Here is a 12605-nt window from a genome sequence, read left to right as displayed (position 1 = left end):
TGGAGAATGTAAATGGAAAAATTAAAAAAATAAAAGGAAAGGCTGCCGAAATCTTAAAAAGGATTAAAGTATTTTTCGGCTTCGGATACAAGTTCCTCCATCAATTCTTTTACCGTCACCATATTTTTTATCCTGAAAACATTTGCCCCAGCAAAGGCGAATCCTTCTTTAAGATTTCCCTTCTGAGCGTTGATTAGAGCATCGGCTATGCAGTAAGGGGCTTTCAGAGGATTGCATGGTTTTAAGCAATTGCAAAGGCAGCGGATAGGCTTTTTGAATCCGGCTTTTACTTCATCCAGGAAGTCATTCCTGATAGCCCTGCCAATCATTCCCACCGGGCTTTGAATGATTTCTACATCTTCCTGTTTTGCATCTATATATGCCTGTTTGAATTCTTCGGAAGCGTCACATTCATTGGTGGCTACAAACCGGGTGGCCATCTGGACACCGGAAGCTCCTGCATGGAGAAGGTCGGCTATATCCTTACCGGTAAAAACTCCCCCTCCTGCGATGACCGGAATCTTCTTTTTAAACTTTTCTTCAAAGGGTTTAACTGCTCCCAGAACATCCTGAAGAATCTCTTTTAGTTGATGAGACGGCTTATCGAGTTCATCGATGGAAAACCCGAGATGGCCGCCTGCCATAGGGCCTTCTACCACCACCGCATCGGGAGTCACCTGATAGTGCTTATCCCATGTCTTGCATATCAGGGCTGCAGCACGGCCTGAAGAAACTATGGGAGCAATCTTTGTATCGGACCCCTTTGTAAACTGAGGCAGTTTTAATGGCAGTCCTGCCCCGGAAAATATTATATCAATTTTTTCCTTTACCGACTCCATCACCATTTCTTCGAAATTGTTCAGGGCAGACATGATATTTACCCCGATTATGCCCTTTTTGCAGATTTCCCGGGCTTTTTTTATGTGAGCCCTCAATGCTCTGAGGTTAGCCTCTTTTTTATTTTTTAAAAAATCCGGTTCGTTAAATCCTATTTCCACTCCCGATATTACTCCTACACCGCCGTTTAAAGCCACTGCACCGGCCAGAGAAGACAGGGATATTCCCACACCCATCCCTCCCTGGACGATGGGAACTTTCGCTATGAGATTCCCGATTTTGAGTTCAGGTAATTTCACTGGATGACCCCCTCAAAAAATTAATAGTAGCTCTTAATACATGATATAAGCTTTCTTATAGTATATATCTTATTTTACAAAAAGAAAAGAGGAAAAGTAAAATATATATCAGTAAACTTGTTGAGGGATATATTTCCCAAAATAAAATGTAATGCATATAAAATCAAATTATGTTAGAATGAAATCATAAGACAAACAAAAACAAATCGAGGTCATTCGAAAGGAGATATCTATGAAAAGACATTTTGCGCCATTTATCGCACTCCTGCTGGCAGCCTATTTACTTTTTGGTCCCATTATTACATACAGGCCATTGATGGCTGAAGATAGCGCTTCCCCGGAAATTCCTCCGGAAATAAACTTCCTGATTCAACTGGACGAGTTTTTGAAAAACAATTATGTAAATGAAATCAAGGATCTGGACCTGATAAGAGGTGCCGTAAAGGGCATGGTGGAGTCCCTGGGCGACCCGTATTCCGAATACTTTTCTCCTAAAGATTTTAAAAACTTCAATGAATCTACCAGCGGAAATTTTGGTGGAATAGGTGTTGTAATTACTTCAAAAGACAAATATGTAACTATTGTTTCGGTACTGGCGGGAACTCCGGCGGAAAAGGCGGGGTTAAAAGCTGGCGACAGGATTGTAGAAGTGGATGGAAAAGATGTTTCGGGCCTTTCCACTGCCGAGGTTTCCACCCTTATAAAAGGCGAACAGGGGACAAAGGTAAGCATTGGAGTTGCAAGAGACGGCGAAAAGCAAATGCTGAAGTTGGATATAACCCGCGATATTATAAAGGTTAATCCCATAGAATATAGAATTCTCGATCAGGGTGTAGGTTACCTGAAAATCAGCGAATTCAACGAAAACACCACGGAAAATATAGATAAAGCCCTTGCGGATTTTAAAAAGGGAGGGGTTCAGGGCATAGTGCTGGACCTTAGAAACAACCCCGGAGGCCTGCTGGACCAGGCTATTGAAGTGGCCAGGCGCTTTGTTCCGGAGGGGCCTATAGTTCATGTGGTTTCCAAAGAAGGCAAGGTGCAGACCTTTTCATCTGATTCAAAACCTTCACCTTTTAAACTGGTGGTATTGGTAAACGGAGGTTCAGCCAGCGCGGCCGAAATCCTTTCGGGGGCCATAAAGGACAGGGGGGCCGGTCTGCTGATTGGGGAAAAAACCTTCGGGAAGGCCACGGTGCAGCGCACTCTTAACCTGGGGATTCTTGGCGGAATTAAACTTACGGTGGCGCGTTACACAACGCCGAATGGCACCGATATCAACAAAACCGGCATTACGCCGGACATAGAAGTTAAATCTGATACGGCAGACCTTTTAAAAGATATTATCCCTTTGAAAGGGGATAAAATCCTCAAATATGGAAATATAGGGCTGGAAGTGCTGGGCATACAGCAGAGGCTTGCTATAATGAACTTGTTAAAGGCCCAGCCTAACGGAGTATTCGGCCCCAGGACCCGGACCGCAGTCAAAACCCTTCAAAAGAAAAAAGGCCTTGCGGTAACGGGCATTGTGGATGCCGCCTTTTACAAGGCTCTGGATGAAGCGGTATATGAATACCTCCATACCCGGGAAGATGTTCAACTCAGAAAAGCCATAGATGTGCTGAAACAAAAACTTAAAAGTGTAGAAAACGCAGCGTAATTATTATCTAATACAAATCCTGGAATAAATCTTGTAGTTCTTTGAGCATAATCTCCCTGGAATATTTTTCTATTAAAATTTTATAGCCCTCTAATGCCATTTTTTTACCTTCTTCGGGGTTTTTAATAAGATACAACATGGCGTCCGCCAGGGCCTCCGGATCATCCGGAGGCACCAGCTGGCCCGTTCTGCCATGAGTGATAATTTCGGGGATACCTCCTACATTTGAGGCTATGACCGGTTTCTTGAGGGCCAGGGCTTCCAGGATGGAAATCCCCAGACCCTCGTTGCGGGATGAAAGCACTACCATATCGGAAAGGCCGATCAGATTATATATATCCTTTCTAAAGCCTAAAAACCGAACGTTTTTTTCTATGCCCAGATTCCGGGCCATTTTTTTTAGTTCGGGCATCTGTGGGCCATCGCCGGCGATAAAGAAAAGCGGTTTATCTGAAAGAACCGGTGGATTGCCCCGGCTTTCATCTGTTGAAATACCTTCACCCGAGTTATTTCCTATAAGAATTGCGGCAGCCTTTAAAAAAACGTCCACTCCTTTGGAGGGAATGAGACGGGAGATGTTGAGGATTATTAAAGAGGTGGCCGCTGAATTATGAAGTTCGGATACAGCTACGGGACTTCTGTCTGAACCTTTCTGAATCTCTTCTACATCAACGCCGTTGTATATAACCTGAACCCTGTCCCGGTGAATATTCCAGAGCGTTGATATGAAATCTCCCAGATTCCTGGATACCACGATAACCCGGCGGTTGAATTTGAGCAAAAAACCCGATAGAAGGTTGGAAAGGCGCTGCTTAATGCCGGTGCCTTTAATAGCCGGAAAGTTATGTATAGTAGTTATGATTACCGGTGTTGCGGCAAGAATCCCGGCAACGGTGCCCATAACTGCGCATGCCATACCGTGAGCGTGAATGATATTTACCTTTTCCTTTTTTATGATTCGAACCAATTCCAGAAGGGACTTGAGCAGTGTCCAGGAACTTTGCCGGTCACCCAGGCTGATTTCATACATATTATAGATGTTGTCTTTCAAATCACTGCGGTTAAATTGCCCCCTGGAACAGGCCAGGATAATGTCAAATCTGTCTTTATTGAGCCCCAGCAGCAGGGTTTCTACATGCTTTTTCATACCGCCCTCGGCATCCCGTACCACTTCAAGGATTTTTATCTTACTCATGTACGTTATACATCTCCAGGTTAGCATCTATTTTCTAATATTATTCCTTTTCAGGATTGCGGTATTTCATCAATCACCAGCAGCAGCAACGGCAGGGCAATGTATACCATCATGGTGGCAGCGGCTACGATACCGGAATCATTAAATATCAAGGCTAAAAGGCATCCCGTTCCGGCTCCCACAAAGCCACTGTACAGGTTGTGGTATTTTTGAAATATGTTTTTTCAATATGTGAGGCGGCCGGTAAAATAGGGCTACAATAACGCCTATGGAAGTTAGAAGAGCCCGGGTCCAGGGCGTGTATTTAAGGAGTTTTAAATTCATGGAAAGCTTACGGCCCACTATATCCCATAGAGGCATCATTCCCTGGACTTTAACCGAGGCCAGGGTCTGGCTTATGTGGCTGGGTGGATTGCTGGAACCTGTCGCAGCCAGGAGAAGCACAATAAACAAAACCATTCCTGCTGCTATAGGTCCCAGGTGACTCGATTTTACTCTGATGCCCAGAAGCATTAAAATGGTTATGGTAAAAGCTCCGTATGCGCTGATAAACCCGCCCACATTGCTGCCGTATCTGGGTGAAAATATGAGGTAAACGGTGGCTGTAAAAAGGACTGCGCATAAAATAGAAAGACTCGTTTTTTTTCTGCTTCCCATGCGGGATTCATCGATAAGAGCAGTGATACCCGTTGTAAATGAACCTATGAGGACCCCCATATATTCGTTCCCCAGGCCATAATACCTTGCTCCGCCGATGGAGTCATATCCCAGTATGGATAACTTCATCAGCGGCGCGCCCACTAATAAATCCAGCAAAATCCCCGATGACGTGGAAAGACAGATAAATATAATGGACCTCAGAGTTTCCATAAATCTTAGAGATACCAGGACTATGCCGGTGGTTAATAAAACCAGCCATAAATATTTTGAAAAAAGCTTATCGGAAGCCACCAGAGGAAGCAGTAAAAAACTCAAAGGTATAGCCATGTTGGCCAGAATAAAGGGCCTTAAGGTTTTTAGACGGTTTTTCCTGAGGAAAACCAGCAGCAAAAATCCGAGGGAAACAAAAATCTGCATGGCTACATAGGGTTTTATAAGGTATGCCCTCTGAGTGTACGTGGCGACTATTCCGCGGTTCATGCGGATAAAGTATTCCAATGAATTTAATGTTATATTTCCGGTTCCAACTCCCAAAACCGTGTGACCCAACATTATTACAGGTGCCGGAATATTAAAATACTCCAATATTGTGGGGGCTATATCAATATTTGCCACCAGGCCCGGGCGGCGTGTGGTGGCCGATGTGGCAAATCCGGGCTTAATACCGGGGCCTGCAGCGATAAAAGGTGTGAGAAGGTTTCTTTGCCGGTAGCCGGAAGTGGATGGAAAGGGAGTAATTACCATCAAAAGGTCTTGCGCCAGGTTCATGTTTCGCATCAGCCTTCCGATGAACGCATCGGCATCTTTTAATGCTTTTTTTCTATAATGTTCATATTGCTGAGGAATTGCCAGATTTAAATAATCATTGGCCCTTACCGTATCACCCGGATGAATTATAATTAGTCCGCCGGACCTGGCGTATTTCACAAATTTTTGATAGAGCTTTTCATAATCCGTTTTTACAAAAAAAGGGCTTTCATCATCATTGACCAGAAGATCCCGGCTTACATCTCCCGATGCTATTATTCCCTGGCAGTCCATGGCTATCAGTGCTGCTGGGCGGTTTTTTTCATCTAAAAAATCTGCATTTCCCAGCACCGCCACCGGAATGCCGTGATTTTTCAGTATTTCCCCCAGGAGACCCGGAACAGTCTCGTGGTCCAGTTTCGAGTTCTCCTGGATTATTCTGGGCATATCCGGCACTACCAGGTTTTTGCCTCAAGGGTTTAATGCCGGTATAATTTGTGAAGACTTTTCCCGCTTTCTGGCCGCCATACTCCTCATTATATCCAAAAGCCTCGTCGATACCGCCGGCGTAAGCCCTGGTTCCTGCGCCGATGGTAAGATAGCTCGATGCGTGGTCCATGCGCACACTGGTGCTGGTGTTCATCAGAGCGGATGCTCCCTTTTCCATAAGTCGTCGAATATTGGGATAGTCCCCGGCTAGATCTTCTATGTTTATCCTATCCAGTATCACCATGACAACAAGTTTTTTGCCGGAATCCGGAGATTCCTGAATAATTCCGGCACCATAGGCCTTCTCTGGGGCTATTTCGAATAATAAGGATATGAGAATAATCGGTAATAATAAAAGTGACAACGCTTTTGTCATACATAGCCTCCTGAATTCTATAAAAATACTTTTAAAGAAAGAAGGACTTTTTTAATAAAATTTATCCATGCTTACCATATTTTTTATTATTTGCTTAAGTTTCGGTTTTATAACAGGGTTTTTGTAATGAACTTATTGCAAAAACCGGATTTAATGATAATATAAAGATGATTGTGGTGTAACCACCGAAAGCAACTTTTTAAATCAATCAAATATGTGCAGAGTAAAGGAGGTCTTTTTGCTTGTTTAAACTCAGTGAGGACCAGGAAGAGAGAGCCCGCAGGCTCCATAAAGAGAGTATAGTTTTTGACGCCCACTGTGACACCATACTATCCGTCATCGACGGAGAGCGCAGCCTCGGTGAAAAATCAGAAAAAGGTCACATAGACATCCCCAGGCTGAAATCCGGTGGCGTAAAAGCTCAGGTGTTCGCAGTTTTCGTGCGCCCCGAGTGGTACCATGATGCGGTTCACAGCACCATGAAAGGGATATCTATATTCAAGAAGCAAATAGAGCAAAATAGTGAAGATGTATGTTTTGCCGGTGCCGCAGGAGATATAAAAAAGGCTGCGGAAAATGGGAAAATAGCCGCATTGCTTAGCATAGAGGGCGGAGAAGCCCTTCAGGGAGATATCCACATGTTGAAGATATACAGGGAACTGGGGGTAAGTTCCCTGGTGCTGACATGGAACCACCGGAACGCCATTGCCGATGGCGCCCAGGACTTGAGAAGCGGTGGCGGCCTTTCGGATTTTGGTGTAGAGGTGGTAAAAGAAATGGAAAGGCTCGACATGGTGGTGGATATTGCTCATATCTCTCCGAAGGGGTTCTGGGATGTGCTGGATGTGGCCCAAAAGCCCTTCATAATATCCCATTCCCTGCCCAGGAAATTCATGGATATCCCACGAAACCTGGATGACGGGCAGATTAAAGCTGTTGCTGAGAAGGGCGGGGTCATCGGGGCCACCTTTTACTTTTCCAGTTATGGAGGGCAGCAGGGTTCTATCGAAAATATACTGGATGTCATAGATTATTTTGTAAATATTGCAGGAGTCGAGCATGTCGGCATAGGTTCCGATTTTGACGGATACGATGGCAATGTGAATGGGCTTGAATCCTGTGAAAAGATGATAAATCTCACCAGGGGCCTGGTTTACCGCGGGTATTCCGATGAGGACATAGCAAAAATTCTCGGAAAAAACTTTATCAGGGTATTTGAAAAAAACGTCTTATGTGATTGTGACGGCCTAGCACCTGACCGTTCAGCCAGACGTTCTAAAGCTTGCTCCTTCGCTCCGCAGGGTTACGCCGGCAATTCGGCGTCCTGCCTCAATGCCGGCCGGCATGCATCCGTGCATGCCGCCCCTGCTCCGCTCGTTTCAAGCTTAAGAACGTCTTTGGCTTCACTCTACGGTGCCTTTGGCCGTCACGAATCACCAGCGCTAAAGTTTTTACATCCGTATCAATTTTCTCTATGGAAAACTAGCAGAAAGGAGTTTTGCCATGCTTTTTGGCGCCCATATTTCCATTTCTAAAGGCTACGAGCACGCAGTGAAAGAAGCCCTTTCCATCGGGGCCAATACCATGCAGTTTTTTTCCCGAAATCCCAGGGGCAGTGCCGCAAAAGCCCTGGACCCTTCCGATATTGAAAAGGCTGAAGAACTTTGCAAAGAACAAGACTTCGGTCCGCTGGTAGCCCACGCTCCCTATACCCTGAACCTGGCCTCCACCAAAGAAGAAACCCGGGATTTTGCGCTGATGGTATTAAAGGATGACATGGAAAGGCTGGAAGTTGCAAAGGTCCCCTATATGGTACTTCATCCGGGGAGCCATCTGGGAGAAGGAGTGGAACAAGGTGTACGCAAAATCGCTTCGGGAATCAAGCAAGTGGTAACGGGCCGGGAAAAAGTAATGTTACTCCTGGAAACCATGGCAGGTGCCGGAAGCGAGGTAGGTTACACCTTCGAGCAACTGTATGATATCATGGACAGCACAGGAATGCCCGAGAAATTCGGAATATGCATTGATACATGCCATCTCCTGGGGGCCGGTTATGATGTCATTGGACATCTGGATGCGGTCCTGGCTGAATTTGACCGAATTTTGGGGCTGGGGAAGATTAAGGCCGTCCACCTGAATGACAGCAAGTTTCCCCTGGCCAGCCGCAAAGACCGCCACGCCAACCTGGGGGAAGGAGAACTGGGCCTAGAAACCATAAAAAATATCATAACTCATCCAGCATTGAAAGATAAGCCCTTCTTGCTGGAAACTCCCGGAGGCATGGAGAATTATAAAAAAGAGATAGAAAAATTAAAACAAATGGCGGGCGATTAACCGGAAACTTGCCTCATCTCTAGCGATATGGTTGAAAACAGACCTGGGAAATATAAGAAAGTTTCCCAACCATGGAATGGAGAAAGAAGAAAAGCTATGAAGAAGATAACCGGTAAATCATCAAGAAAAATAAACAAATGTAATATAACTGATAAACACAGGCATGTAAATCCAGATAATGATGAGAAAAGAATTTCAAAAGTTCTATCGGTCCTTGAAAATACCTATCCCGAAGCCACCACGGCACTGCATTTTGAAAATCCCTTCCAGCTCCTGATTGCCACCATCCTGGCTGCCCAATGCACCGACAAGAGGGTGAACCAGGTGACGGAAAGGCTGTTTAAAAAATACAAAAGCCCTGAGGATTTTGCCAGGGCTGATTTATATGAACTGCAGGAGGACATAAAGGAGTGCGGGCTTTTTCGCAATAAAAGCAAAAACATTATAGAAGCATCCAGAGAACTTGTGGGAAAATACGGTGGAGAAGTGCCGGCAGATTTTGAAAAACTCATAAAACTCCCCGGAGTCGGCCGCAAGACCGCCAATGTGATCCTGGCCAATGCTTTCGGCATACCGGCCTTTGCGGTGGATACCCATGTTTTCAGACTGGCCCGCCGGCTGGGTTTTTCCGATAAAGAGGACGTGCTGGGCGTAGAAAGGGACCTCATGGAAAAAGTCCCACGGGAACTCTGGATAAAAGCCCATCACTGGCTCATATATCATGGCAGGAGGGTTTGCCGGGCAATAAACCCGAAATGTACGGAGTGTCCGCTAAAAGATTTCTGCCCGAGCGTCAAAGTTTCTTAAAAAGATACGGCGCTCCTGCTGTAAGCCAAAGGCCCAGGAGGAAATATCTCGCCATGGCGGAAATATTTCCTGCCGGAAGAATTTTCTTCAGTCCCACATATATCAATAGAAAACCTGCGGCTCCGATGATATATTTTGAAGCAGTTTTTAAAAAGCCCGTATTTTTTGGTTCAAATCCGATAAAGTGATCTTCCAGTAAATACCCCAGCCATGCAGCCGACAGCATGCCCATGTGTTTAAATACATCGGGATGAGGGAATATAACAAGTAATACCACGGGGATAATTACAGCCATGAGGCATTTTACGCTAGCACTTTCGGAGAACTTGAACCTGTCGGTATTAATGACAACCATTACTATGATATATCCCAGAATTATGCCTCCGATGATATCTTGAGGCCAGTGCACCCCAAGATAAAGCCTGGACAGGCTGACCAGCAAAATTATGGCAATGCCCAGGATGTAAACTAGGGTTTTTTTGTAATGAGCCATAATTATACCCCAAACGGTGGTGCTGCCCTGGGTATGGCCACTGGGAAAGGAATATCCCCCGGCGGAACCTGTGTAAATGGACCTTATACCCGGATATCCTATAGGCCGGGGGATGGCCGTGATTTCCTTGAGCATCACATTCAAATACATTGATAAAAGAAGAGCGCTGCTCAGCTTAATCCCCATTTTTTTATTTATGCTCCAGTAGAAAATGGGAATGAGCAAGAAGTAAAAACCTTCGCTGCCCAAATTTGTGACAAAAATAAAAAAGTAATCCAGGGCAGGTGAAGAGAAAGACTGGATAAATTTTATTATTCCCGCCTGAAATTCCATGGGGCACCTCCTGCATTTACGCAAATTTATAATATATGGTTTTAATTCTTTATTTATTATATTTTTCCTGCAGGCAACTCTTTCATTCCGTACTTTTTTGTATATATTTTGTATATATTATTATATTTTTATATGATAAAGTATCTTGCCGTAACCAGAACTTGGAGTTATAATTTTAAAAAAACTCTTTTATGAAAGGAATGTTTTTATGGACTATAACAGATATGTAGCTAAGAGGGTAAAATCCGTTGAAATTTCCACAATCCGGTATTTTTTCAACATGGTAAATCAGGTAAAAGGGGCCATTTCCCTTTGTATCGGAGAGCCGGATTTTACCACACCCGGGCATATCAATGAAGCTGCGGTAAAGGCGTTGAATGAAGGCAAAACCTTCTATACGCCCAATGCGGGGCTCCTGGAACTCAGGCAGGAGATATCAAAGTATATGAATCGGCGTTTTGCACTGGAGTATAAGCCCGAGACCGAAATAATTGTCACCATCGGCGCCAGTGAGGCCATCGAGGTGGCCATACGGACATTAATAGAGTCCGGAGACGAGGTGCTGATACCCCAGCCATCCTTTGTGGCATATACGCCCTGCACCATACTGGCGGGAGGCAAGCCGGTCTTTGTGCCAACTTACATGGAAGACGATTTTGCCCTGAGGGCGGATATCCTGGAGAAATACATTACGCCAAAATCCAAGTTACTTGTCTTGCCGTACCCCAACAATCCTACAGGAGCGATAATGAGCAGGAGGCAGCTTGAAGATATAGCCCAGGTGATAAAAAAACATGACTTGATTGTAATTTCTGATGAGATTTACTGGGACCTGACATATGGAGTGGAACATACCGCCTTTGCAAGCATATCAGGAATGCGGGAGAGGACCATTACCGTGAGCGGCTTTTCAAAATCCTATGCCATGACCGGATGGAGACTGGGTTACATTGCCGCCCCCGAAGGATTAGCCCAGGAAATACTTAAAGTGCATCAGTACAGTGTCACCTGTGCCGCCACTATGGGACAATATGCCGCCATCGAGGCTTTAAAAAACGGCGATGAGGATATCGCAAGGATGAGGGATGAATATAATAAAAGGCGGATTTTTCTTTTAGAAAGTTTGAGGGACATGGGGCTTGAGTGCTTTGAACCCAGGGGAGCCTTTTACGTATTTCCTTCCATAAAAAACACGGGCCTTTCTTCCGAGGAGTTTGCGGAAAGGCTTTTGCGCGAGGCAAAGGTGGCAGTGGTTCCCGGCACCGCTTTCGGTGAAAATGGCCGGGGCTTTGTAAGGATGGCCTATGCCACCTCCATGGAAAACCTGGAGGAAGCGGTGAGGAGGATAAGGACCTTCATAGCCCGGGTTTAAATCCGGACATTATAAAAAAAATTAACAAAAACGTTCGGAAAAACTGTTGCCAAAAAACATACCCTGTGGTAAGATTAGAATGTAAAGTTTAAAAATCGAATACACATTAATAGAACCTTATATAATTCCGGGAATATGGACCGGAAGTCTCTACCGGGTGGCCGTAAACTACCCTGGCTATAAGGTATGATGGTTTATTATCTTTTTTGGGCTAAAATTGGGGTAGAGATTCTTTATACCCTTTTATTTTTTAGTCAAAGACGAAAAAGAATTCGGGAGGTGTAAACCTATGGACAAACTGGACATGCTTTATGAAGGTAAGGCCAAGAAAGTTTACAGCACAGAAGATAAAACATATTACATCATGGAATTCAAGGATGATGCCACGGCTTTCAACGGCCAGAAAAAAGGCACCATACATGATAAAGGAATCATTAATAACAGGATTTCGGCCTTTCTTTTTGAACTGCTGGAAACAAACGGCATAAGAACCCATTTTGTAAAGCTTTTGAGTGATAGAGAGATGCTGGTAAAAGCGGTGAAAATCCTGCCACTGGAAGTCATTGTGAGAAACATCGCCGCAGGAAGCCTGGCAAAGAGGCTGGGCTTAGAGGAGGGTACCGAGCTAAAAAGGCCCGTTCTGGAATTGTGTTACAAAAACGATGAGCTGGGAGACCCCATGATCAATAATTACCATGTTATGGCCCTGGGGATCGCCGGTGAAGAGCAGGTGAAATTCATTGAAGAGACATCATTGCGGGTAAATCAGATTTTGAGAGATTACTTTATTGAAAAGGGCATAATACTGGTAGATTTCAAGCTGGAGTTCGGAATATTCGATGGTGAAATACTCCTGGCTGACGAGATATCCCCGGACACCTGCCGCTTCTGGGACGCAAAAACCGGCGAAAAACTCGACAAAGACCGCTTCCGCCGCGACCTCGGAAATGTCGAAGAAGCCTACAAGGAGATATTATCGAGAATAGGAAAGGAGATTTAACAT

The 12605-nt window shown here is 44.8% G+C and carries 10 protein-coding genes and 1 riboswitch; of the genes, 6 read left to right on the top strand and 4 right to left on the bottom strand.

Going from position 1 to position 12605, the window contains the following annotated elements:
• Window positions 1–53: 53 nt before the first annotated feature.
• Entirely contained in the window at window positions 54–1136 is a 1083-nt protein-coding gene (locus D2962_RS11085) for an NAD(P)H-dependent flavin oxidoreductase (protein WP_120765802.1), read from the bottom strand.
• Between the two features lie 232 nt (window positions 1137–1368).
• Here D2962_RS11085 and D2962_RS11080 point away from each other — a divergent pair, with 232 nt between their 5' ends.
• Window positions 1369–2796: a S41 family peptidase gene (locus D2962_RS11080; RefSeq protein ID WP_122015004.1), complete on the top strand. Its 1428-nt coding sequence runs from the start codon at window positions 1369–1371 to the stop codon at window positions 2794–2796.
• Window positions 2797–2803: 7 nt separating this feature from the next.
• Here the strand turns inward: D2962_RS11080 and D2962_RS11075 are convergent, their stop codons facing one another.
• On the bottom strand, window positions 2804–3991 hold the full coding sequence (locus D2962_RS11075) for a glycosyltransferase family 4 protein (protein ID WP_162991198.1): 1188 nt from the start codon (window positions 3989–3991) through the stop codon (window positions 2804–2806).
• A gap of 141 nt (window positions 3992–4132) precedes the next feature.
• Window positions 4133–5845 (bottom strand): alkaline phosphatase family protein, encoded by a 1713-nt coding sequence (locus D2962_RS11070; RefSeq protein WP_162991197.1) that lies wholly within the window; start codon window positions 5843–5845, stop codon window positions 4133–4135.
• Between the two features lie 660 nt (window positions 5846–6505).
• Here D2962_RS11070 and D2962_RS11060 point away from each other — a divergent pair.
• From D2962_RS11060 to nth, 3 genes are all read left to right on the top strand, one after another.
• On the top strand, window positions 6506–7798 hold the full coding sequence (locus tag D2962_RS11060; protein WP_122015001.1) for a dipeptidase: 1293 nt from the start codon (window positions 6506–6508) through the stop codon (window positions 7796–7798).
• Window positions 7767–8597 (top strand): deoxyribonuclease IV, encoded by an 831-nt coding sequence (locus D2962_RS11055; protein ID WP_122015000.1) that lies wholly within the window; start codon window positions 7767–7769, stop codon window positions 8595–8597. Before D2962_RS11060 ends, D2962_RS11055 begins: the two co-directional genes overlap by 32 nt.
• Window positions 8598–8693: 96 nt before the next feature.
• Complete coding sequence (gene nth, locus D2962_RS11050; protein ID WP_122015778.1) at window positions 8694–9404, top strand: endonuclease III; 711 nt, start codon at window positions 8694–8696, stop codon at window positions 9402–9404.
• On the opposite strand, the gene D2962_RS11045 is transcribed toward nth, so the two are convergent.
• Complete coding sequence (locus D2962_RS11045; protein ID WP_122014999.1) at window positions 9391–10230, bottom strand: phosphatase PAP2 family protein; 840 nt, start codon at window positions 10228–10230, stop codon at window positions 9391–9393. The genes nth and D2962_RS11045 overlap by 14 nt on opposite strands.
• A 208-nt stretch (window positions 10231–10438) precedes the next feature.
• Here D2962_RS11045 and D2962_RS11040 point away from each other — a divergent pair, with 208 nt between their 5' ends.
• Both D2962_RS11040 and purC read left to right on the top strand, forming a co-directional pair.
• Window positions 10439–11602, top strand: a complete 1164-nt coding sequence (locus tag D2962_RS11040; RefSeq protein ID WP_122014998.1) for an aminotransferase class I/II-fold pyridoxal phosphate-dependent enzyme — start codon at window positions 10439–10441, stop codon at window positions 11600–11602.
• A 97-nt stretch (window positions 11603–11699) separates the two neighbouring features.
• Window positions 11700–11802: riboswitch (purine riboswitch) on the top strand.
• 89 nt (window positions 11803–11891) lie between these two features.
• Entirely contained in the window at window positions 11892–12602 is a 711-nt protein-coding gene (purC, locus tag D2962_RS11035; protein WP_120765809.1) for a phosphoribosylaminoimidazolesuccinocarboxamide synthase, read from the top strand.
• Window positions 12603–12605: the final 3 nt, after the last annotated feature.

Origin of the sequence: Biomaibacter acetigenes (assembly GCF_003691585.1) — a bacterium.
GTDB classification, from domain to species: Bacteria; Bacillota; Thermosediminibacteria; order Thermosediminibacterales; family Tepidanaerobacteraceae; genus Biomaibacter; species Biomaibacter acetigenes.
Note: the sequence above shows the minus strand (reverse complement) of the source record. Positions and strands in the feature narration are given on the sequence as shown.